This is a genomic window from Lentzea sp. NPDC003310 (assembly GCF_040610935.1).
Taxonomy (GTDB): Bacteria; Actinomycetota; Actinomycetes; order Mycobacteriales; family Pseudonocardiaceae; genus Lentzea.
The window spans coordinates 161,608-182,647 of sequence record NZ_JBEXNC010000017.1; the positions used below are offsets into that span (position 1 = coordinate 161,608).

The 21,040-nt window shown below is 68.9% G+C and carries 20 protein-coding genes; 13 read left to right on the forward strand and 7 right to left on the reverse strand.

All coding sequences use genetic code 11. From position 1 onward, the window contains the following. Nucleotides 1-145: 145 nt before the first annotated feature. Nucleotides 146-1,756, forward strand: a complete 1,611-nt coding sequence (locus ABZX02_RS32240; protein ID WP_355303821.1) for a hypothetical protein — start codon at nucleotides 146-148, stop codon at nucleotides 1,754-1,756. 1 nt (nucleotide 1,757) lies between these two features. Here the strand turns inward: ABZX02_RS32240 and ABZX02_RS32245 are convergent, their stop codons facing one another. From ABZX02_RS32245 to ABZX02_RS32260, 4 genes are all read right to left on the reverse strand, one after another. Next, a complete protein-coding gene (locus ABZX02_RS32245) occupies nucleotides 1,758-2,369 on the reverse strand; it encodes a response regulator (RefSeq protein ID WP_355303823.1) in 612 nt (203 codons plus the stop codon). Nucleotides 2,370-2,411: 42 nt separating this feature from the next. Then, entirely contained in the window at nucleotides 2,412-3,233 is an 822-nt protein-coding gene (locus ABZX02_RS32250; RefSeq protein WP_355303825.1) for a hypothetical protein, read from the reverse strand. Nucleotides 3,234-3,436: 203 nt separating this feature from the next. Next, the gene (locus ABZX02_RS32255; RefSeq protein ID WP_355303827.1) at nucleotides 3,437-4,039 is read right to left on the reverse strand and encodes a hypothetical protein; all 603 of its coding nucleotides are present in this window, start codon (nucleotides 4,037-4,039) and stop codon (nucleotides 3,437-3,439) included. Further along, nucleotides 4,036-4,392 (reverse strand): PLDc N-terminal domain-containing protein, encoded by a 357-nt coding sequence (locus ABZX02_RS32260; protein WP_355303829.1) that lies wholly within the window; start codon nucleotides 4,390-4,392, stop codon nucleotides 4,036-4,038. Before ABZX02_RS32260 ends, ABZX02_RS32255 begins: the two co-directional genes overlap by 4 nt. Nucleotides 4,393-4,878: 486 nt before the next feature. Here ABZX02_RS32260 and ABZX02_RS32265 point away from each other — a divergent pair, with 486 nt between their 5' ends. From ABZX02_RS32265 to ABZX02_RS32275, 3 genes are read left to right on the forward strand one after another with little or no spacing between them, the layout of a single operon-like run. Next, the gene (locus ABZX02_RS32265; RefSeq protein ID WP_355303831.1) at nucleotides 4,879-6,465 is read left to right on the forward strand and encodes a thiamine pyrophosphate-binding protein; all 1,587 of its coding nucleotides are present in this window, start codon (nucleotides 4,879-4,881) and stop codon (nucleotides 6,463-6,465) included. A gap of 29 nt (nucleotides 6,466-6,494) precedes the next feature. After that, nucleotides 6,495-7,874: a glycosyltransferase family 39 protein gene (locus ABZX02_RS32270; RefSeq protein WP_355303833.1), complete on the forward strand. Its 1,380-nt coding sequence runs from the start codon at nucleotides 6,495-6,497 to the stop codon at nucleotides 7,872-7,874. A gap of 46 nt (nucleotides 7,875-7,920) precedes the next feature. Then, complete coding sequence (locus tag ABZX02_RS32275; protein ID WP_355303835.1) at nucleotides 7,921-8,406, forward strand: DinB family protein; 486 nt, start codon at nucleotides 7,921-7,923, stop codon at nucleotides 8,404-8,406. A 3-nt stretch (nucleotides 8,407-8,409) separates the two neighbouring features. On the opposite strand, the gene ABZX02_RS32280 is transcribed toward ABZX02_RS32275, so the two are convergent. Continuing rightward, entirely contained in the window at nucleotides 8,410-8,631 is a 222-nt protein-coding gene (locus ABZX02_RS32280; RefSeq protein WP_355303839.1) for a hypothetical protein, read from the reverse strand. A gap of 188 nt (nucleotides 8,632-8,819) precedes the next feature. On the opposite strand from ABZX02_RS32280, the gene ABZX02_RS32285 reads away from it, so the two are divergent. After that, nucleotides 8,820-8,960: a hypothetical protein gene (locus ABZX02_RS32285; protein WP_355303841.1), complete on the forward strand. Its 141-nt coding sequence runs from the start codon at nucleotides 8,820-8,822 to the stop codon at nucleotides 8,958-8,960. Nucleotides 8,961-9,260: 300 nt separating this feature from the next. On the opposite strand, the gene ABZX02_RS32290 is transcribed toward ABZX02_RS32285, so the two are convergent. Next, complete coding sequence (locus ABZX02_RS32290; protein ID WP_355303843.1) at nucleotides 9,261-10,178, reverse strand: LysR family transcriptional regulator; 918 nt, start codon at nucleotides 10,176-10,178, stop codon at nucleotides 9,261-9,263. An 81-nt stretch (nucleotides 10,179-10,259) separates the two neighbouring features. Between ABZX02_RS32290 and ABZX02_RS32295 the strand changes: the two genes are divergently transcribed. From ABZX02_RS32295 to ABZX02_RS32320, 6 genes are all read left to right on the forward strand, one after another. Beyond that, nucleotides 10,260-11,744 carry an aldehyde dehydrogenase family protein gene (locus ABZX02_RS32295; RefSeq protein WP_355303845.1) on the forward strand — a complete coding sequence of 495 codons (1,485 nt, stop codon included), beginning with the start codon at nucleotides 10,260-10,262 and terminating at the stop codon, nucleotides 11,742-11,744. 1 nt (nucleotide 11,745) lies between these two features. Beyond that, complete coding sequence (locus ABZX02_RS32300; RefSeq protein WP_355303974.1) at nucleotides 11,746-12,885, forward strand: FAD-binding oxidoreductase; 1,140 nt, start codon at nucleotides 11,746-11,748, stop codon at nucleotides 12,883-12,885. Between the two features lie 8 nt (nucleotides 12,886-12,893). Then, on the forward strand, nucleotides 12,894-14,012 hold the full coding sequence (locus tag ABZX02_RS32305) for a Glu/Leu/Phe/Val dehydrogenase dimerization domain-containing protein (RefSeq protein ID WP_355303847.1): 1,119 nt from the start codon (nucleotides 12,894-12,896) through the stop codon (nucleotides 14,010-14,012). A 358-nt stretch (nucleotides 14,013-14,370) separates the two neighbouring features. Next, nucleotides 14,371-15,456, forward strand: coding sequence for a CoA transferase (locus ABZX02_RS32310; protein ID WP_355303849.1), 1,086 nt, complete (start codon nucleotides 14,371-14,373; stop codon nucleotides 15,454-15,456). A gap of 1 nt (nucleotide 15,457) precedes the next feature. Continuing rightward, nucleotides 15,458-16,618, forward strand: a complete 1,161-nt coding sequence (locus ABZX02_RS32315; RefSeq protein WP_355303850.1) for an acyl-CoA dehydrogenase family protein — start codon at nucleotides 15,458-15,460, stop codon at nucleotides 16,616-16,618. A gap of 103 nt (nucleotides 16,619-16,721) precedes the next feature. Further along, nucleotides 16,722-17,264 (forward strand): TetR/AcrR family transcriptional regulator, encoded by a 543-nt coding sequence (locus tag ABZX02_RS32320; protein WP_355303852.1) that lies wholly within the window; start codon nucleotides 16,722-16,724, stop codon nucleotides 17,262-17,264. Here the strand turns inward: ABZX02_RS32320 and ABZX02_RS32325 are convergent. Beyond that, on the reverse strand, nucleotides 17,261-17,956 hold the full coding sequence (locus ABZX02_RS32325; protein WP_355303854.1) for a peptidylprolyl isomerase: 696 nt from the start codon (nucleotides 17,954-17,956) through the stop codon (nucleotides 17,261-17,263). The two genes, ABZX02_RS32320 and ABZX02_RS32325, sit on opposite strands and share 4 nt — an antisense overlap. A 676-nt stretch (nucleotides 17,957-18,632) precedes the next feature. Here ABZX02_RS32325 and ABZX02_RS32330 point away from each other — a divergent pair. Together ABZX02_RS32330 and ABZX02_RS32335 are read left to right on the forward strand one after the other, a co-directional pair. Continuing rightward, nucleotides 18,633-18,827, forward strand: coding sequence for an antitoxin (locus ABZX02_RS32330; RefSeq protein WP_355303856.1), 195 nt, complete (start codon nucleotides 18,633-18,635; stop codon nucleotides 18,825-18,827). 132 nt (nucleotides 18,828-18,959) lie between these two features. Further along, nucleotides 18,960-20,990 carry an NACHT domain-containing protein gene (locus ABZX02_RS32335; RefSeq protein ID WP_355303858.1) on the forward strand — a complete coding sequence of 677 codons (2,031 nt, stop codon included), beginning with the start codon at nucleotides 18,960-18,962 and terminating at the stop codon, nucleotides 20,988-20,990. Nucleotides 20,991-21,040: the final 50 nt, after the last annotated feature.

Sequence of the window (21,040 nt, forward strand, 5' to 3'; positions counted from 1 at the left end):
TGTGACCGCAGTCATCAAAGCCAATGGGCTCGTGACCATAACGCAACTCGGCGTTATGTTTCACTTAGGGAATGTCACAGACCGTAACCTTCGTTCACTCTTTGGACGGCTGCCATAACCTCGTCGTATGACTCACCGTCGTCGAGTGATCGCAGTGGTGGGCGCCGCGGCCGTTCTGGTGGCGGCGGTGCTGGCTCTGCGCGCCTCTGATGATGCCGTGAAGAAGCCCAGTTCAGGGGCCGTTCGCTTAACTAAGTACACGGCGGATTTCGTTCAGGTTTCCGATCACCCGCCCCGGCCCAACCCGCCGTCCACCGTTTGGAGCAGCGACGGACGGGTCCAATGGACTCCCGTCGAGGGCGCGGCCGGCTACGAGGTCTTCGGGAAACTCGTCTCGGCGCCGGAGATCGCGGGCTCCGGACGGCCCGAAGTCCGCGCGGTGGACGCCCACGGTCAACGATCTTCGCCGGTCAGGGCGGAGGAACGACCGGGTGACGACGGCTGGCGCGCGAAGGTCGAGGGCTGGCTCGACGACTTCGACGACTCGTTCCTCGCACGCCGCTACCACCTGAGCGGGCGGGAGGGGTGCGTGAACCCCAGTTCAGGCTCCGGCGGACGCCTTGTGCTCGACATGCCCTGCGGCAACGACACCGCCGTGTTGCGCGCACGGTCGCCTCTCCGGCTCAAGGAGTCGGGGGAACTGGGCCGGGTCGCGGTGGTGACGGACGCCGCCGGGCCGCGGGGCAGGCTGGTGCTCGACCTCGTCCCCGGCAGCCCCGACCGCCTCGGACCCATACCTCCTGCTGATGCGATCCGGGTGGTCGTGGACGACTCCGTGCTCCCCGGAACGCGCGGCGCCGGGGTTCTGCATCGATTCGAGGCGGTGCTGACAGATAACGATGTGCGCGTTGTGCAAGATGGCGCCCAGATCGCGACCCTGCCGGTCGTGCCGAGGTGGCGCGAGGCGAGCGTGTTGATCAGCGTGACGCCGCCGCCGAGCTATCCCGGCCGCGTGGAGATCGACGCCGTGGGCATCACGGGTAGCCCTGGACCGGCGTCCGGCGTGATCGAGACACCGGTCGTGGCGGGGACGTTGCGCGTGCTCGAGCCCGAGGAGGAGGCGCCGGGCATCGGCATAGCGCGCGCACCGTTGAGTGGGGCGTCTTCCGCGCGGTTGCGGACCACGGTGCGACTGGGCGACGGCGGCGACCCGAACCGCATGGCCGCGCAGCTGGGGCCGGCCACGGTGCCGTTGCGGCCGGTGGTGAGCGGCTGGTCGGCGGCGGTGGACAGCGAGTTGACGCTGGTCGGGGACCTTCCCGCCGAACTGCTCGGGGACACCGGGCCGGACGCGCTGTCGCCGTTCGTGCTGCGCATGCCGGGCGCGTCGCAGGCCCAGGTGCTGGAGAGCTACCTGGAGGTGCCCGGCGAGTCACCGGTGAAGCTGGAGAACGCTCCTGCCGAGCCGCCGCCCGTTTTGCCCGTCATGACCGCTGAGGTCACCGCTAAGGGCCCGAACGACGCGTCGCTCACGATCACCCTCGACGCCGCCCACGCGCGCTCTGTGGCGCCGGTGGCGGGCTTCGAGGTGTACGTGGACAGCTCGCTCGCGGCGGTGGTGCCGATGCCCGGTGGCATCGGCGGGCGCCACGAGCTGCTGCTCTCGCTGAAGGGCAGCCACAACGTCGAAGTCCGCCTGCGCCCCGAGGATCCGGGGCGGCAGACGGACTCCGTGCTGCTCGAGCTCAGACGGTGACTCAGCCGAAGTTCTCGATGACGGCCTCGGCCACCGCCTTCATCGTCGTGCGGCGGTCCATCGCGGTGCGCTGGACCCAGCGGAACGCCTCGGGCTCGCTCAGACCCTGCTTGGTCATGAGGATGCCCTTGGCCCGCTCGACGACCTTGCGGGTCTCCAGGCGCTCGGTGAGCCCGGCGACCTCCTGCTCCAGCGCGGCCAGCTCGTTGAACCGGCTCATCGCCAGCTCGATCGCGGGCACGAGGTCCCGCTTGGCGAACGGCTTGACCAGGTAGGCCATCGCACCCGCGTCACGGGCGCGCTCCACCAGGTCGCGCTGGCTGAACGCGGTGAGGATCACGACCGGCGCGATCCGGTTGCCCGCGATGTGCTGCGCCGCCTCGATCCCGTCGACCTTGGGCATCTTGACGTCCAGGATCACCAGGTCGGGGTCGAGCTCGGTCGCGAGCTTGATGGCCTCTTCACCATCTGCGGCCTCGCCCGCCACGTCGTAGCCCTCTTCGCGCAGCATCTCCACGAGGTCGAGGCGGATGAGCGCCTCGTCCTCGGCGACGAGCACGCGAGGGGCCTTGCGCGTGGCTTCGGACTGGGCCTCGGCAGCCTGCTGGGTCACCGGGGTCCTCCTGACGATCGTTCCTGCGGGCGAAAGCGCAGTCTACCGGCGGTCAGGCCGCTGATCAGGGTCACCAGCCGTGACGGCAGACACGAACTCCTCGGGCCACGGGTAGGTGCGCAGTCCTTCCTCGACGTCCTCGGCAGGTGGGTCGAGGCGGCGCAGCGCGACCGGACGGGTGGTCCCGAAGTCCGGGTGACCGAGCTTCTGCCCGATCTCGTCCTCGGTCGGGCCGCCGGGCCACTCGACGAACCAGGCCCCGCCCATCGGGAGTGCTCGCAACCAGCTGGCGTCATGCCACAGGTGTACCCGGCGCAGAAGAGCGCTCCCAGTGGCCGCTTCCGCGACCTCGTCGTCGTTGCCGCCGCCGTCGGTGTACTCGACGCCCCGGTGCTCGTGCATCCAGCGCACGTAGCGCAGGCCGAGTGCCCACGCCTGCTCGTCGACGCCGGCCAGCACGACCCCGGCGTCACCGGTGGTCAGCTCGGACGACCGCCGGTACTGCCGGTGCTCGAGACCGGCGACGCCCATGCCGAAGCCGCCCTCGGTGCGCGGCAGCAGCTCGAACAGCAGCGGCCCCAGCGCCCTGTCGCTCAGGTGCACCCGGACGGTCTCCCCCGGTTCCACGGTCCGGAACACGTGGGCGGGCCGGACGATGCTCGCGGGAGGCATGAGCTGGAGCATGCTCGCGGCGGTGCAGCCCGCGAGGAGCAGCTTGGCCTCCAGCTGACGCTGGGCCTCGGTGGCGGCGTCGGGCAGCAGCTCGTCCCCGTCGCGCACGGCCGGGACCGCCTGGGACAGGTTCTCGCCGGTGTAGGCGCGCCGGAGATCGGCCAGCTGGTCCGTGGTGGACAGACGTGCCATGACAGCAGTCCTCGTTTCCGCCGCCCGGCTCGGCCGACAAGGACGCACGTGCACGCGTCTCGGTGGTCGGTTCGCTTCAGCGAGCAGGAGTTGCTGAACACTGCGGCGGAGAACGCCACTCGTCGCCGGGGAGTGGCTCCAGCCTCACGTCTGCTCGGACGCCGCCACCAACGGTACCGGATCGGCGCACGTCCTTTTCCCGGTTAGTCGGCGCCGACGATCAGCTTGTACTTCACGTCCACCTGCTTGCCGTCCGCCGATCCGCGGATCAGCAGCTCGTGCTCACCGGACGCCGGCGCGGGAATCCACGCGTACAGACCGCACCCGACCGAGTTGACCCGGCCGGCCGCGGCGCCGTACGGGTTGCCCGCGCGCGCCTCGTAGGTGAACGGCGTGGCGGACACCTTCGTGAGCGTCTGCGTCGACCCGTCCACCAGCACCTCGCCCTGCGCGCTCTTCATGAACGTCTCGCAGGAGGCGATGTCGCTCGCGAGGTTCACCACCGGCGCGAGCAAGGGCTTGTCGGCGGGGACCCGGCACTGCCGCTCGACCGGCTCCTCGGCCAGCGACCCCGCGAGCAGCCAGACCTCGACGGGCTGGTCCCGCATGCAGAAGCGTCCGGAGGTGTCGGACACCGGGTTGCTGCCCGCGGGCTGGGAGGCCCAGGTCCACCAGCGCGCCTGGAAGTCGGCGGGCGCCAGCTTGTCCGAAGTGGACGATGGGGAGGTGGGGGGTTGTGCCGCCAGTTGCGCGTTTCCGCCACACCCGGCGAGCAGAACAACAAAGAACAGCAGGACAATCCTCACTGGTTCTCGCGTCCCTTGCGTCGTTGTTCCTCCGCGCGCTCACGGCAGCGGCGCAGGAACTCCTGGTCGTCGTCAGCATCGGTGGCCGCGAACCGCCCCGGCCGGTCGTACTCGGGAAAAGCGGGAGCGACCCGTTCGTGCGCTCCGAACCGCGCCCTTCCGGTCCCCACCACCGGCCGGCCCGCGAGGAGCCACGCGATCGAACCCACCAACGGGAACAGCAAGACCAGGAGAAGCCACATCATCTTCGGCAGATTGCGTGCCGAACCGTCGTCCGTCGTGATGACGTCCACCACAGCGAAGATCGTCAGGCCCAGCATCAGCACTCCGAACAGCCCACCGAAGTACAGCATCTCCACCCCCAGGTCATGCGGTCGCCGCACATCGTGGCACAAGCGACCACTCCCTGAACACAGTTCACCCGTCAATCACCTCGTGGCCTATTCACAAAGCCGTGAATCCGCCGAAACAAAAGCCGCCCGGAGGCCGGAAACGCCAGCTCACACGGCACGTACGCGACCAGGTGGAACATCACGCGCAAGCCGTCCCGTTCGGCCGTCAGGTCCACCGGCACTGCCCGCCGACCCGCCCAACCAAATCCCCCTGCAAGACGAAAAGCGGTAACGAGGGCGTCGAATTCGAGTCGCCCTCCCCAGCAGCCCGAATTCGCCTTTCCCTCGATTCAGTTCAGGTTTCCCGGACCGGAACGTTCACACTGTCCCGGGTGGACCGGACCGCTGGGTGGAACGCGCCCGCGAGCCGTTCGCCGCCTGACCCTGAGCACCAGACCTGCTGCGCGCCCGTTGTCCGAGTCGTAAGCGGGCCTTAGCGTCGGCGACATGCCCAGGGGTGCCGAGAGCTTGCTGGAAGTGCTGGCCGCGCACGACGTCGAGGTGGTGTTCGGCCTGCCGGGGGTGCACAACCTCGCCATCTGGGAAGCGCTGCAACGGTTCCCGGGCATCCGCATGATCGGGGTGCGCCACGAGCAGACAGCGGTCTACGCGGCGGACGGCTACGCCCGCGCCACCGGCAAGCTCGGCGTGGCGATCGTGACCACCGGCCCCGGCGCGGCGAACACCTTGGGCGCGACCGGCGAGGCGTGGTCGTCCGGCAGCCCGGTCCTGGTGATCGCCACGGACATCCCGTCGACGCTCCGCCGGCCCGGCGTGCACCGCGGTGTCCTGCACGAGACGCGGGACCAGAAGGCGATGTTCGTCCCCGTCACCAAGGCCGCGTTCGACGTGCCGTCCGCCGCGGACCTGCCCGCTCACACCGACCACGCCGTTCACCAGGCCGTCCGAAGCCCGCACGGGCCGGTGTACCTGGGCGTGCCGACGGACTTCCTCTCGGCCGAGGTCCCGCACCACGCGGTCACGAAGTCCGAGCCGGCCCACCCGGCGGTGGACCTCACCGAGGCCACCCGGCTCATCGCCGCGTCGGCCCGGCCCCTGGTCTGGGCAGGAGGCGGTGCCGCAAGGTCAGGCTCAGGACCCGCCATCAGCGCGTTGGCCGACACGCTGCAAGCACCGATCATCACGACGTACGGCGCGCGCGGCCTGACGGACAGCCCTCACGTCGTGCGAGGCCCAGTGCACGCACCGCCCGTGGGCAAGCTTTGGGACGACGCCGACCTCGTGATCGGCATCGGCACCGACTTCGACGGCATGATGACCCAGAACTGGCTGCAGCCGAGACCACCCGCGCTGCTCGCCATCAACATCGACAAGGCCGAAGCCGGCAAGAACTACCCGGCGGACGTCACGCTCGAAGGCGACGCCGCCACCATCACCACCGCGCTCACCGCGGAGGTCGCCCCCAAGCAGTCCTGGGCGGACGTCGACGCCGTCAACGCCGAAGTGCGCGACCTGGTCTCAGCCGACTCCCCCGAAGCGGCGAAGATGTTGCGAGCGCTGGCGGGCACGGACGCCACAATCGTCGCCGACATGTGCATCCCCGGCTACTGGATCGGCGGCTTCCACCACGTCACCAAACCGCGTGGCCTCGCCTACCCCGTCGGCTGGGGCACGCTCGGCTTCGGCTTCCCCGCCGCCATCGGCGCGGCCGTCGCAGGCCGCACGATCGCGGTCGTGGGCGACGGCGGCTTCCTCTTCGCGTGCGGCGACCTCGCGACCCTCAAGCAGGAGGGCGTGCCTCTCACCATCGTGCTGGTCGACGACGGCGGTTACGGCATGCTCCGGTACGACCAGAGGGTCGCCAACCACACCATCAGCGGCGTGGACCTGACCCGCCCCGACTTCGCCAAGCTGGCCGAGAGCTTCGGCATCCCCGCCACGACGCTGGACGGCTTCGACGGCCTGGCCGACGCCCTGGCCGGCACCACCGGCCCCGCCATGATCGTCGTCACCGCGCACCTGGACCCGCCGATCACCACCTCCCCGCGCTGGTACCGCAAACCCGCCACCTGATCACCCACGGCCTGGGTACCTTCGCGTCCATGAGACGTGGTCTGGGGATCGTGCTCATCGTGCAGGCGGCGGTGCTGACGGCGCTGTCGGGCCGCTACGGCTTCCACCGCGACGAGCTCTACTTCGTCGCGGCGGGCAAACGCCCGGACTGGGGCTACGTCGACCAGCCCCCGATCACCCCGCTCCTCGCCCGTCTCACGACGGAACTGCTCGGCGAGACGCCGGTCGGCTTGCGCGTTACCGCCACCCTGCTTGCCCTCGCGATCACCGTCGTGGTCGCGTTCACCGCGAAGGAACTGGGCGGCGGCACCACGTTCGCGGCCGCCGCCTCGGCGACGTCGACGTTCGTCCTGGGCGTCAGCCACATGCTCTCGACCACCACCGTCGACCTGCTGATCTGGGTGCTGATCGGCTACTTCGCGATCAGGCTCCTGAAGACGCGCGACGCCCGGTGGTGGCTCGCGCTGGGCGCCACGGCGGGTGTGGGCCTCGCCAACAAGTGGCTGGTGCTCCTGCTCCTGGCTGCCCTCGCGACCGCCCTGCTGGCAACCGGCCCGCGCGACGTCCTGCGCACCTGGTGGCTCCCCGCCGGTCTGGCGGTGTGCGCGGTGCTCGCGGCCCCGGTCGTGCTCTGGCAGGCGCGGCACGACTTCCCGTTGCTCACCGTGGCCCGCGGCATCAGCGAGGACGACGGCGCCGAGAACCGCGTCCTGTTCCTCCCGATGCAGATCCTGCTGCTCTCCCCGCTGCTGGTCCCGGTGTGGCTCATCGGCTTCCGGAACCTGTGGCGCGACAGGGCGTTCCGCTCGATCGCCCTCGCCTACCCGGTCCTGTGCACCCTCTGCCTGATCACCGGCGGCAAGCCCTACTACACGATCCCCCTGCTGCTCGTGCTGACGGCAGCGGGCGCGCGCCAAGCCCAGGAATGGCTGTCGCACAACAAGAAGACGGGCGGTGTCCTGGTCGCTCTGAGCGTCGTCGTGGCCGCCGTCGGCTCCCTGCCCGTTCTGCCACCCGGCGCACTGGGCCCGGTCATCGCCGTCAACCCGGAACAGGGCGAACAGGTCGGCTGGCCCGAACTGGCCGCCACCGTCGAGAAAGCGTGGCGCGACAACAACCAGCCCGTCGTCATCACCCGCAACTACGGCCAGGCTGGCGCCATCGAGGCCTACAGCCGCGTCCCCGTCCACTCGGGCCACATGTCCTTCTACGACTGGGGACCTCCCAGCACGACCACCGACAAGGTCCTCCTCGTCGGGTTCACCCAACCGCCGTTCAACGACTGCGAGGTGGTCGCCCAGCACCACAACCCCGTGGAGAACGAAGAAGACGGCACAGAGATCAAACTGTGCACAGCCCCCACGGAACCGTGGAACACCTTCTGGCCAAAACTGCGTCACAACCACTGACACAGCACCAACCGCCCCTGGCGACGAAAGCTGGCACACTCGCCCGGTGACCCGATCCTGGCCCGAAAAGCTCGCGACCGACGAGACCGCGCTCGCGTGGCAGTTCCTCGACTTCCTCCGCAAGACCGCCGTGCTGAAGGTCGACGGCCTCACCCGCGAACAGGCCGCGGCCGCCCCGATCGCCACGTCCCCGAAGCTCACGGCACTCGGCCTGCTCAAGCACCTCACCGCCGTCGAGCGGTACTGGCTCTGCATCGCGGGCGCGGGACTCGACCTGCCGTCGCTGTGGCAGGGCGACCCCGACCCGTCCTGGAACCTCGACCCCGACGACACCCCGGCATCGCTCATCCAGGCCTACCGCGAGGAGTGGACGAACGCCGAGGCGATGAAAGCGCTCAGCCCGGACGCGACGGCAGCGGACGGCGACCGCACCGTCCGCTGGATCCTCGCCCACGTGACACAGGAGACCGCACGCCACGTGGGTCACCTGGACCTGCTCCGCGAACTCGCGGACGGACAGACCGGCGAGTAACCATCAGCCCGCCCGGCCCCGGCGAGCCCGCCACCTGTCCCGCAGTTCGACGTACGCGATGCCGGCGAACAACAGGAGATGGCCGCCGACCCACCACGCGAACGCCACCCAGAACGTCGTGCGCAGCCAGAGCACCAGCGCGGTGAACAACGTGATCCCCGAGTAGAGGGCCAACGTGAGCACCCGCTCCACGAAGAACCGCTTCCTCCGCTGACCAACGCTCATCTGTCGTCACCCTGCCACAGCGGTACCAGAGGCGCCACGACACCGTCGAGGGCGTTTTGTCGACGATGGCGCCCGCCAGCGGCATGAGCGTCTCGCGGGACCACAACAGACGCTCGCGCAGCATCGGGTGCGCGAGCGCCGCGGCGACCTGGAACCGAACCGACCACGTCTCGTCCCGCAGCCGATCGATGACCGGCGGGAGCGCGGCCGGATCGGCGGTGTCGCCCAGCGCCACGACCGCCACCTGGCGCCGACCGGCGAACCAGTTCGTCGCGTCCGGCACGATGCGCTCGACCGGACTCACCTCGTGCAGCCTCGTGATGCCGTAGAGCCACACCCAGGGACTGCGGTAGACCTGCCGCCCCAGCCAGCGGCCGACCAGGCTGTCCGTCCGCGTGCGGAAGTACCGGAGCGCGTAGTCGGGATCGCGGTGCGGGTCCCGTTCGGCGAGCACCCGGCACAGCAGCGGACGCGCCGGCCCCGCGTCGTCGAGAGCGTTGAGGATGACCTCCTCGACGCCCGGTTCGGTGCTGTCGATCAATTGTCTGACGTGCGCTCTCAGATCCGGCGAGCCCCAGCTCCGGATCCCAGCCAGCGCCCTGTCGCCGCCGAGTTCCCCCATTTCTCCATCATGGCTGACTTATGTAGCCGCCTACGGTGTTTTGGCACACCTCCTGCAGCGCTTTCACCGCGTCGCGCAACAGCGGGTTCGTGTTCGCGGTCCGGTGGACGACGTGCACGTGCCTGCGCAAAGGCTTGTGGCGCAACGGCATCGCGTGTGTCCCCGGCAGCTCCTTGTGCCCGAGCGCGGGCACGAGCGCGACCCCGACACCAGCCGCCACCAACGACTGCACGACCTCGTAGTCGTTGCTTCGGAAAGCAATCCGCGGCGCGAACCCCGCCGCCGCGCACAACCGCGTCAGGCAGGTCGCGCCCGACGTTCCGTCGCGAGAGGCGATCCAGCGTTCGTCTTTCAGATCTTCGAGCCTGACGTTGTTCCTCGCGGCCGCGTGATCACTCGGCACCATCACCAGGAGCGACTCGTCGAGCAACGGCAGCACGGTCAGCTCGTCCGGCCACGTGCGCGGCACGAGGTCGTACGCGTAGACCAGCGCGAGGTCGAGCTCGCCGGACAGCACGAGCGGCAGCACGTCGTCCGGCTCCGCCTCGTCGAGGCGGATCTCGGCCCCCGGCAACCCGGCCTGCAACTTCGCCAGCGCCTTCGGCACCACCCGCGAACTGGCCGTCGGGAACGTGCCGATCCGCAGCCGCCCGCGCAGGCCCTGCACCATCGCCTTCACCTCGTGCTCGAACCCGTCGATCGCGGCGAGCAGCTCGCCACCGCGGTCGGCGATCAGCAGCGCCGCGGCGGCCGGCCTGATCGAGTGCGCCTCACGTTCGAAGAGCGTCACACCGACCGCCCGCTCGAACGCCGAGATCTGCTGCGACACGGCCGACGACGTGTACCCGAGCCGGCGAGCCGCCTCGGCGAAGGACCCCGTCTTCACGACCTCGACGAGCGTGCGGAGATGAACCGGGTTGAGCACCAGTGCAGCTTATGCTCGACGCCGCGAGGTTTCATTCTGCGACCTCTGGCGCATCCGCAGCCCACCTACCAGGGTGGATGCATGCCCTACATCTCCACGAACCCGTCGAACACCTCCGACGTGGTCGCCGAGATCGAGCTCGGGACCAGCCGCGACTTCGTCGACGCCGCCCAGCGGACCAAGGCAGCGCAACGCGCGTGGGCTCGTGTGCCCGCACCCGTGCGAGGCCAGGTCATCGGCAACATCGGCCGCCTGGTCGAGGCCAACTTCGAACCCCTCTCCCAGCTCGTGACCCGCGAGATCGGCAAGCCGATCGCCGAGGCTCGCGGCGAGGTCCAGGAGATCGTCGACACCGCGAACTTCTTCGTCGGCGAGGGCAGGCGCCTCTACGGGCAGACGGTCCCCTCGGAGATGCCGGACAAGCAGCTCTTCACGTTCCGCAACCCGGTCGGCGTCGCGGCGATCATCACCGCCGGCAACTTCCCGGTCGCGGTGCCGTCCTGGTACATCATCCCGGCGCTACTCTGCGGCAACTCCGTAGTCTGGAAGCCCGCCGAGTACTCGGCCGCATCGGCCCAGGCCTTCTACGACGTGTTCCAGGCCGCCGGCATCCCGGCAGGCGTGTTCGAGATCGTCTTCGCCGAGGGGGCGGAGACGTACACCGGCCTGGAGCAGTCGCTGCGGCAGGGACTCGTCGACAAGGTCGGCTTCACCGGCTCCAGCGAGGTCGGTGTGCGCATCGGCGAACTGTGCGGACGCCACCTCCAGACGCCGTGCCTGGAACTGGGCGGCAAGAACCCGATGGTCGTCACCGAGGACGCCGACCTGGACCTGGCCGTGCAGGGCGCGCTGTTCGCCGGCTTCGGCTCTGCGGGCCAGCGCTGTACCTCGCTCGGCACGGCGATCGTGCACGAGTCGGTGTACGACGAGTTCCTGACCCGGTTCGTCGAGGCCGTCGGCGGCGCCACCGTGGGCGACCCGACCGGTGATGTCCTCTACGGACCGCTGCTGGACGAGAAGTTCGCGCTGGCGTACGAGAAGTACCTCGGCTGGATCGGCGAGCACCACCAGGTGCACGGCCCGACCGGCCGCATCTCGGTCACCAGCCCGCGCGACGGCTTCACTGGTGAGAACGGCTTCTTCTACCACCCCGCAATCGTGTCCGGTGTGCGTGCCGACGACAAACTGTTCCTGCAGGAGACGTTCGGCCCGATCGTCGGCGTCATGAGGTACTCGGACCTGGACGAGGCGATCGAGCTCGGCAACAAGCCGGGCTACGGCCTCTCCTGCTCGATCTACACCACGGACCCGAACAAGGCCTTCCGGTTCCGCGCCGGCATCTCCGCCGGAATGGTCAGCGTGAACAACTCGACGTCCGGGGCCGAGGCGCACCTGCCGTTCGGCGGCAACGGCAAGAGCGGCAACGGCTCCCGGCAGTCGGGCGTGTGGGTGCTCGACCAGTTCACCCGCTGGCAGTCCATGAACTGGGACTACTCCGGGAAGCTGCAGAAAGCGCAGATGGACACTCTCGCGATCGAGGCGAACCTTGACTACCGCCTCACCTGAGCTGCCCGCTCAGGCAGAGGTCGTCGTCATCGGCGGCGGGGTGATGGGCACATCCATCGCCTTCCACCTCGCCGAGGCAGGCGTCCGGGACGTAGTGGTCGTGGAGAAGGACGTACTGGGGTCCGGCTCCACCTGCAAGGCAGCGGGTGGAGTGCGCGCCCAGTTCTCCGACGAACTGAACATCAGGCTCGGAGCTCGATCCATCGAACTGTTCCAGCGCTTTCCGCAGCGGCCCGGGCAGGAGATCGATCTGCACCAGGTCGGCTACCTGTTCCTCCTCTCTTCTCGGGAACACGTCACGGCGTTCGAGCGCAACGTCGATCTCCAGAACTCCCTCGGCGTGCGCAGCCGCATGCTGACTGTCGAGGAGGCTCGGCGGATCTCGCCGCTGATCGAAGCGGACGGTCTGCTCGCGGCGACCTACTCGCCCGACGACGGACACTGCACGCCTGAGTCCGTCGTGCTGGGCTATGCCACCGCGGCCCGCCGGTTCGGGGTCCGCTTCCACACCAGAACTACCGTGGAATCGATAGTAGGGACGGAGTCCGACACTTTTCGCGTCGAGACGAGCGAAGGGACCGTTCACGCGCGGAATCTGGTCTGCGCGGCGGGTGCTTGGTCCCGGGAGATCGGCGCGATGGTGGGCGTTGACCTGCCGGTTTCCCCGCTGCGGCGGCAGATCATGTTCACCGAACCCATGCCGGAGCTACACGATCGAGTGACTCCGTTCACCATCGACTTCGACAGCACCTTCTACTTCCACCGCGAGGGGCGGGGACTGCTGTTCGGCATGTCCGACCCCGACGAGACACCGGGCTTCAAGCTGGACATGTCCGACGCGTGGCTGCCGCGCCTCACCGAGGCGATCGCCAGGCGTGCGCCGAGGTTGCTGGACGTGGGCGTGCGCGACGGGTGGGCAGGGTTGTACGAGGTGACCCCGGACCACAACGCGCTGATCGGTTCGGTGGGCAGGTTCTTCTACGCCACCGGCTTCTCGGGACACGGCTTCCTGCAGGGGCCCGCGGTGGGCGAGGTCGTGCGCGACCTCGTGCTCGGCCGCGAGCCCTTCGTCGACGTGTCCAGTTTGGACGCTGCCAGGTTCGCCGCCGACCAGGCCCGGCCGGAACTCAACTGCGTGTGAGGAATGTGATGGACGTTCTCGAGCTCATGGACGAGTGGGGGCCGGAGAAGGTCGTCTGCGTGTCCGACCGGCGCACCGGCATGAAGGGCGTGCTCGTCATCGACAACACCGCGCGCGGCATGGGCAAGGGCGGCACGCGGATGAGCCTGCACATAACGGTCGCGGAGATCGCCCGTCTCGCGCGCGTTATGACGTGGAAGTGGGCCGGCGTCGACCTGTTCTTCGGGGGCGCCAAGGCGGGGATCGCGTTCGATCCCTCTTCTCCCGGCAAGGAGGCGGCGCTGCGGGCGTTCGCGCGCAAGCTCTCCAACGAGGTGCCGCGCGAGTACGTGCTCGGCCTCGACATGGGCCTCACCGAACGGGACGCCGCGATCGTCCAGGACGAACTGTCGGACCGCGGCGCTATGATGGGCGCACCGGCTCAACTCGGCGGTCTTCCGTACGACGAGCTGGGCGTCACCGGGTACGGCGTGGCCGAGGTGGCGGACGAGGTGCGGGAGCTGCGCGGCGCACGCGTGGCGATCCAGGGTTTCGGCGCGGTGGGTGCCGCGGCGGCCAAGCGCTTCGCGGAACTGGGCGCGGTCGTCGTGGCCGTGTCGTCGGTGCACGGCGCCGTGGTGGATCCCGGCGGCTTGGATGTCGTACGACTGCTGAAGCTGCGAGGCGAGTTCGGCGACCTCGCGGTGCGGGAGTACGGCGCCGTCCACCCACTCGGCACCGAGCTCCGGGTGCCGTGCGACGTGCTGGTGCCGGCAGCTCTGCAGGACGTGATCGACGCGGAGCTGGCGGGCGAGCTCGACACCACCCTGGTGGTCGAGGGCGCGAACCTGCCGACTTCCGTTGCGGCGCAGGAGGTGCTCGCGGCGCGCGGGATCACGGTCGTGCCGGACTTCATCGCGAACGCCGGCGGCGTGGTCGCGGCGGCGTACGGCATGGACGCGCGGTACTCGCCGTTCCCGGTGGATCCCGCGACGGTGCTGGAGGCCGTGTCCTCGAAGCTGAGGACGAACGCGGCGACCATCATCGCCGAGGCGCGAAGCCGTGGCACCACGACGCACGTTGCGGCACGGGAGCTGGCGCAGGAACGCGTACTGGCCGCGATGAAGCTGCGCGGACGGGTCGCGTGAGCGCGCGTGGTGGCGTGGGCTTCGCCTGCGCCGCAGCAGAAGCGTGCGGAAGTGGGTGCGAGAGCGCGGGTGCACGTCACGCGGGTTCTGCCTGCCCCGCAACAGAAGCGTGCGCTAGAGCAGGTGTCACGCGTGCCGGTGAGACGCGAGCGCGCCACGCCGACATCGCTTGCCCGGCAACACGAACATGCGCGTCGGCCACCAGCCTCAGCCCAAGTCGTGTGCACAAGACCAGCGGAGTGCGAGGCGTGCCGGCGCGACGGAGCGGACGTCACGAGCCCCGCGGCAGAGGCATGCGCTCACACCGCACAAGAGAAAGCAGACCACAGGTGACAACGACGACGCGGAGGTGGAAGGCATGAGCTCCCTCGAAGGCGTGGTGATCGCGGACTTCAGCCGGGTGCTCGCGGCGCCGTACGCGACGATGGTGCTGGGCGACCTCGGCGCCGAGGTGGTCAAGGTCGAGCTGCCCGGCCGGGGCGACGAGACCCGCACGTGGGGTCCGCCGCACTACGAGGACGAGGCGACGTACTTCCTGTCCGTCAACAGGAACAAGACGTCGGTGCAGATCGACCTGTCCACCGAGGCCGGTCGGGAGGAGGCGCGCGAGCTGATCGCGCGGGCCGACGTCGTGGTCGAGAACTTCAAGCCCGGCACGATGAAGAAGTTCGGTCTGGACTACGAGTCGCTGGGGCGGGACGACCTGGTCTACTGCTCGATCTCCGGGTTCGGTTCGGGCAAGGGCGCGGACCTGCCCGGCTACGACCTGGTCGTGCAGGCGGTCGGCGGGTTGATGAGCGTGACCGGGCCCGGTCCGTACGAGCCGGTGAAGACGGGTGTGGCGCTGGTCGACGTGCTGACCGGGTTGCACGCGTGCGTCGGGATCCTGGCGGCGCTGCGGCACCGGGAGGCGACCGGGCTGGGGCAGCTCGTCGAGCTGGACCTGTTGACGGTGTTGTTGTCCAGCATGGTGAACCAGAGCGCGGGCTTCACGCTGGCGGGCTCGGTGCCGAAGCCGATGGGCAACCGGCACCCGTCGATCGCGCCGTACGAGGTGTTCCCGACGGCCGATCAGCCGATCGTGCTCGCGGTGGGCAACGACCGCCAGTTCCGCCGGTTGTGCTCGGTGCTGGATGTACCGGAGCTCGCCACCGACGAGCGGTTCGTCTCGAACTCCGACCGGGTCGAGAACGTCGACGAGTTGTTCGAGGTGCTCGCGGGGCGGCTGCGGACTCGACCGGCGCGGCACTGGTTCGAGACGCTCACGCCGCTGGGCGTGCCGTGCGGGCCCGTCAACGATGTCGCGCACGCGTTCGCACTGGCCGAGTCGCTCGACCTCGCCCCGACCGCGACGATCGACGACATGACGCTCGTCGCGAACCCCATCCGCCTGTCGCGCACGCCGGTCACCTACCGGCTGCGCCCGCCGAAGCTGGAGCAGTGACGTGCCGGACCCGTTGGAGCTGCTGAACATCCCGTCGTTGCTGAGCGACGAGGAACGTGACATCCAGGCCACCGTGGCGGCGTACCTGTCCGATCACGTCCGGCCGCACGTGGCCTCGTGGTTCGAGGCGGGCACGTTGCCGCGCGAACTGGCGCAGGAGCTCGGCAAACTCGGCGTGCTGGGCATGCACCTGGAGGGGTACGGGTGCGCGGGGACGTCGGCCCTCGCGTACGGGCTGGCGTGCCTGGAGCTGGAGGCCGTGGACAGCGGCATCCGCAGCTTCGTGTCCGTGCAGGGGTCGCTGTCGATGTTCTCGATCTGGAAGTACGGGTCGGAGGAGCAGAAGCAGGAGTGGCTGCCGCGCCTGGCCGCCGGTGACGCGATCGGCTGCTTCGGACTGACCGAACCGGACTTCGGCTCGAACCCGTCCGGCATGCGCACGCGGGCCGTGCGCGACGGCGGGGACTGGGTGCTCGACGGCACCAAGATGTGGATCACGAACGGTGGTCTCGCGGATGTCGCGACGGTGTGGGCGCGGACCGAGGAGGGAATTCGAGGATTCCTCGTTCCTCGGGGCACGCCCGGATTCTCGACGCGGGACATCACGCAGAAGCTGTCAATGCGAGCATCCGTCACGTCCGAGTTGGTGCTGGAGGGCGTGCGGTTGCCGGAAAGCGCCCGGCTGCCACTCGCGACTTCCCTGCGCGCTCCGCTCACCTGTCTGAACGAGGCGCGGTTCGGGATCGTGTTCGGAGCCGTCGGTGCCGCGCGGGATTCGTTGCAGGCGGCGCTCGACTACTCCGGAACGCGCATCCAGTTCGACCAGCCGATCGCCGGTTTCCAGCTCACCCAGCGCAAGCTCGCGAGCATGACGGTGCAGGTCAGCAACGCGATGCTGCTCGCACTGCACCTCGCACGGCGCAAGGAGGCAGGCACGCTCAAGCCCGAACAGATCAGCGTCGGCAAGTACAACAACGTCGAGTCGGCCATCGCGATCGCCCGGGAAAGCCGGACCATCCTCGGCGCGAACGGCATCTCGCTCGAGTACTCGCCCTTGCGTCACGCCAACAACCTGGAATCCGTACTTACTTATGAGGGCACTTCGGACATCCACCTGCTATCCATCGGCCACGCGTTGACCGGAATCGCCGCATTCCGTTGATCGTTCGCCCTATCCTGCACTCCGCAACGGGGTTCGCGGGTGGGAGGACGTTCTGCCGGAGGAGACAAACAGCCGCAGTGACGCGCGTCGCAACCGCAAGCGATTGCTGGATGCCGCAACGCACGTCCTGCGGGCTGAACCAGCAACGGCGACGATGCACTCCATCGCGCGCAAGGCGGCGCTTTCCCAGGCGACGGCGTATCGGCACTTTCCGTCCGTGGAAGCGCTCGTGGTGGCTTACCACGAGGACGTCATAGCGTCGTTGGCCGAGCACGGTGAACGGTCTCGCAAGACCGGCAAGGAACTGTTCGAGCACCAGGCCACGCGCTGGGTGAAGCTGCAGAACGTGCACGGGCCGGTGATAGTGCGGTTCTCGCTCCAGCGCGGGATTCTGGAACGGCTCCACAAAGCGGAGGAGATCGCGGCGCTGACGTGCAGTGCGTGGGACCCGGCGTTGCGCGGCGTGCTGATCGAACTGGCGCTCCCCGACGCTTTGTTGAACGTGGCACGGTTTCTGCACAACGCGTTGTTCGACCCGCGCGAGATCCTCGACCTGACGAAGACCGCCGGACTACCTGACGACCAAGTGGTCCGGCGGCTGTCGGACGCCTTCTACGGCGCGTTGCAGGGCTGGGCCTCGCACTAGATCCCGAGCGGGAGCACCCACTTCAGCTCGGACTTGACGTTCGGGCGGCCGTCGAGCGGGTTCTCCCCCGCGATGCCGCCGGCTGCGATCTTGTCCAGGGTCTGGAGGCCCTCGGGCAGGATCTGGCCGAACACGGTGTAGTTGGGCCGCAGGATCGAGTCCGACTGCACCAGGAAGAACTGCGAACCGTTGGTGTCCGGTCCCGCGTTCGCCATGGCGAGCGTGCCGCGCGGGTAGATGCGGCGCTGTCCGGTCGGGTCGTTCGGCGCGGGCTGCAGGTCGGTCGGCAGTTCGTCCTTGTACCTGTAGCCGGGGCCGCCCTCACCCGTGTTGGACGGGTCGCCGCACTGCAGCACCTTCAGCGTCGGGTACGCGGTGAGCCGGTGGCACTCGGTCTGGTTGTAGAACCCGCGGTGCGCCAGGTGGATGAAGCTGTGCGCGGTGCAGGCGGCCTTGGAGCGGTCGAGCACCAGCGGGATGTCGCCCTGGTTGGTCTTCACCTTGACCAGGACCTTGCCCTTGGTGAACCACGGGTCGTGCGGGATGGACACCGGACGCGCCGCGGGTTCCTCCGGGGTCGCGGTGTAGCCGCAGTCGGGCCGCGCCGTCTGCACGTCCGCGGACGCGGTGCCCGTCGTGATGACACCCACGGCCAGCGCCGCCACTGCCAGTCCAGCTGCGATTCGCCTCATGCGCGTTTCCTAGTGGAGCCGGAGGCGGACGGGCAAGGGTTAACGGATCACACGACCGGTCAGTTGTCGGTGATCTCTTTCGTTCTCCACGTGGAGTTCGGCCCGACTGCGGCTTCATGGTCTCGGACCGGGACGCACCACCGGGGACGCTGAGCGTCAACTCGCCGCAGGTGTAGCCCTTCGGGCCGCATGCGGTGAGCGCCGGCACGGGAATCAGCAGCAGGAGTTTGTTCATAGCTCGAGTTCTGGTTTCCATGCAGGGAAAGGACTTCTGTCCCCAGACCGGTTGCGGTCCTACTTCAGCCGACCATCCTGGTCTCCCAGGCCGAGGCGGCGATCTCGGGCAGTTGCCACACCGTCCGATGTGGAGGGTGTGCTCTCGAATGGTGCCGGAGAACGCGTGTCGGCGGGTGTGGAGGTGGTGTCGCGTGCGATCGGTCCGACCCGCAAGGGACTCAGCCGCCTGATCACTTGGAGGCAGGCCTACGCGTGGCTCGCGATCATCTCGCTCGGAGTCGAGTGGCCCCTGCATGTGCCCGTGGCCGTGGCACGAGTGCGTCTGGCCGCACTACTTCACTCGATCCAGTTGCGTCTGGCCGCACTACTTCACTCGATCCAGTGACGTGTACCGGATCCGAGACGGGGTAACCGAACTGCATAGGGAGGTAATACAGCCATGGGATTCGATGAACTGAAGAACAAGGCCAAGGACCTCGTCGGCCAGCACGGCGACAAGGTGGACGACGGCGTCGAGCGCGCAGGTCAGTTCGCCGACGACAAGACCGGCGGCAAGCACTCCGAGCACATCGACAAGGGCGAGGAGAAGCTGAAGGAAGGTCTGCGGAACTTCGGCGGCCAGCAGCAACAGTGACAGGACCTACTCAGAGTGGGCTCCTGAGGCGGCACAGGCGGTTGGTTCGCGTGTGAGTTAAGCCTGATCGGATTCACTTCCGCGATCCCGGCGACACGGTTACCGTCGTTCGCCGGGATCGCGGAGGTGAAGGTGGATCCGAGCGGGGTGACGAGGGCGGCACGGCTGACCGCGTTGGCCGCGTTGTGCCTGGTCACCGTCGTGCTGCTGCTCCCGGCGGCGATCAGCGTGAGCACCGGCGGGGCAGTGCCGGAGTTCATCGGCGAGTTCGGTCGCTGGCTGTGGCCCGCCGTGGGCGTCATGGTGCTCATCGCGGTTGGTCTCGCGATCTGGGAACGCGTCCGCGGCCACGAGACGAGCAGCCGCACCGCCGCGCTCGCGCGGGTCGAGTCGCGGGTGAAAGCGCTGATCGCGGCGTCGTTGGCGGCGCAGACGCAGATCAAGCTCGGCGTTTTGAAGCAGCCGACGATCTCCGTGCGTGTCGAGGGTGAGGAAGTCTCCTCCTCCGACTTGGAGGCCGTCTACGACCGCCTCGGCCACACGGTGGTGCTGATCGGCCCGGTGGGCAGCGGCCGCTCGACGCTGCTGCGAGAGCTCTGCCTGACCTTGGTCCAACGCGCACGCGACGACCCCGAGGCACCGATTCCGGTCGTCGTGGACTTGGCGACGTGGCGCGCGTACGGCACGCGCAAGCCGACGGAGTTCACGGCGTGGCTGCTGCGCGAGATGAACCGCCGCTACGGCATCAGCCGTTCCGCCGGCACGATCTGGTTGCGCCGCGAGCGGGTGGCCGTGCTCATCGACGGCCTGGACGAGGTGCCGCGCGTCGACCGCGCGCACTGCGAGTCCGAGCTCGCCCCGTTCGCCTCCGTGGTGACGTCGACGCGTGCGATCGAGAACCTGCCGTCGGTGTCGGTCGAACCGCTGTCGCGCGGGCAGGTCCTCAAGTACATCGCGTCGGTCAGTCCCCGGCTCGACAGCCTGGAGTCGGCGCTGACCCCGGAGATCTGGGAAGGCCTCGACTCGCCGCTGGCGCTGAACCTGCTCGCGTTGACGCACCTGGACAAGCAGGTCGACACGATCGGCTCGGACTTCGTGGGTTCTTTCGTCGTGGAAAGGCTTTCCGGCCAACGCGGTGCAGGCCCGACCATTCGCGCGTTGAAGTTCCTCGCCCGGCTGGACCGCCCGGACCTCGGCGCCCCCGTGCACATGCCACACCGCCGTGCGTGGCTTCCGCTGCTTCCGACGCGTCCGCTGTGGTTGCTGTTCGTGCGCGCCGTGCCCGCGGCGTACGCGGGAGGCATGTGCGCCGTCGCGTTCATGACGGGTCTGCGCCTGGGCTTGTGGTCCGCCGTGGCGTTTGTGGCCGCTGCGTCCGCCTTGCTGGTGCTCGTCAACAAACTCCCCCACGTCTTCCACCCGCCCGGACGCGCGCACGGCATTCTGACCGCGATACTGGGATTCCTGGCCGGTGTGCTCGCGGGATTGCTCGTGGGCCTCGCCGGTTTGTGGCTCGGCGGAATCGGCACGCCGTGGCCGTACTTCGTGGCGTACGTGTTCGTGGTGGTGGCGTCGTTCTTCTTGGCGTTGGGTTTCATTCCAGGTGACGCACCCGTGCCGTGGGCACTTCTGATCGCCATCGCGCCGGGTGTGGCGATGATCTGGACCGGTCCCTACGAGGTGCTGGCAGGAATGGGACTCGGCTTCTCCGCAGGCGTGGCGGGCGGAATCTTCGCGGCAGCTGTGGGACGCGTGTGGCGCACGGTGCGTCCGGGACAACAGCAACGCATGCGCCAAGGTCGCCCGTGGTGGGTCCAGCCCGCGGTCCCCCTGGCGGGCCTGGTCGGTCTGGCGGGCGGGATGGGCGCGCTGGGCTCGTGGGGCACCGCACTGGGAGTAGCGCTGGGTCTGCTGGTCACCCCGACCGCCGCCCGCGACTACGTCTGGCCGTTCGACGCACTCGCCGAAGTCGCCGCCGAGGGCATCACGCGCCCCCTGTCGCTGGGCGAGTTGTCGTTCCGCCGCAAGGCTTTGCTGCACCTCGCCCAGGACCGCCTGCTGCTCACCCGCGTCGACGGCGAGTACCGCTTCGCCCACGTCGCCCTGCGCGACCACCTGGCGTCGTGCGATCCGACGGCCCTGGTCCGCGCCACGCGCCGTTGAACCTTCCCGATCTGCGGGCCGTACGGCCTGACAGAAAGGTCGGGTGTTGC

Bases quoted from the DNA above. Each gene is read 5' to 3' on its own strand.
- ABZX02_RS32310 (WP_355303849.1), top strand. From the start codon at position 14,371: ATGAGCTCCCTCGAAGGCGTGGTGATCGCGGACTTCAGCCGGGTGCTC.
- ABZX02_RS32330 (WP_355303856.1), top strand. From the start codon at position 18,633: ATGGGATTCGATGAACTGAAGAACAAGGCCAAGGACCTCGTCGGCCAG.
- ABZX02_RS32295 (WP_355303845.1), top strand. From the start codon at position 10,260: ATGCCCTACATCTCCACGAACCCGTCGAACACCTCCGACGTGGTCGCC.
- ABZX02_RS32250 (WP_355303825.1), bottom strand. From the start codon at position 3,233: ATGGCACGTCTGTCCACCACGGACCAGCTGGCCGATCTCCGGCGCGCC.
- ABZX02_RS32265 (WP_355303831.1), top strand. From the start codon at position 4,879: ATGCCCAGGGGTGCCGAGAGCTTGCTGGAAGTGCTGGCCGCGCACGAC.
- ABZX02_RS32285 (WP_355303841.1), top strand. From the start codon at position 8,820: ATGACCGGCGGGAGCGCGGCCGGATCGGCGGTGTCGCCCAGCGCCACG.
- ABZX02_RS32325 (WP_355303854.1), bottom strand. From the start codon at position 17,956: ATGAGGCGAATCGCAGCTGGACTGGCAGTGGCGGCGCTGGCCGTGGGT.
- ABZX02_RS32305 (WP_355303847.1), top strand. From the start codon at position 12,894: ATGGACGTTCTCGAGCTCATGGACGAGTGGGGGCCGGAGAAGGTCGTC.
- ABZX02_RS32280 (WP_355303839.1), bottom strand. From the start codon at position 8,631: ATGAGCGTTGGTCAGCGGAGGAAGCGGTTCTTCGTGGAGCGGGTGCTC.
- ABZX02_RS32270 (WP_355303833.1), top strand. From the start codon at position 6,495: ATGAGACGTGGTCTGGGGATCGTGCTCATCGTGCAGGCGGCGGTGCTG.
- ABZX02_RS32260 (WP_355303829.1), bottom strand. From the start codon at position 4,392: ATGCTGTACTTCGGTGGGCTGTTCGGAGTGCTGATGCTGGGCCTGACG.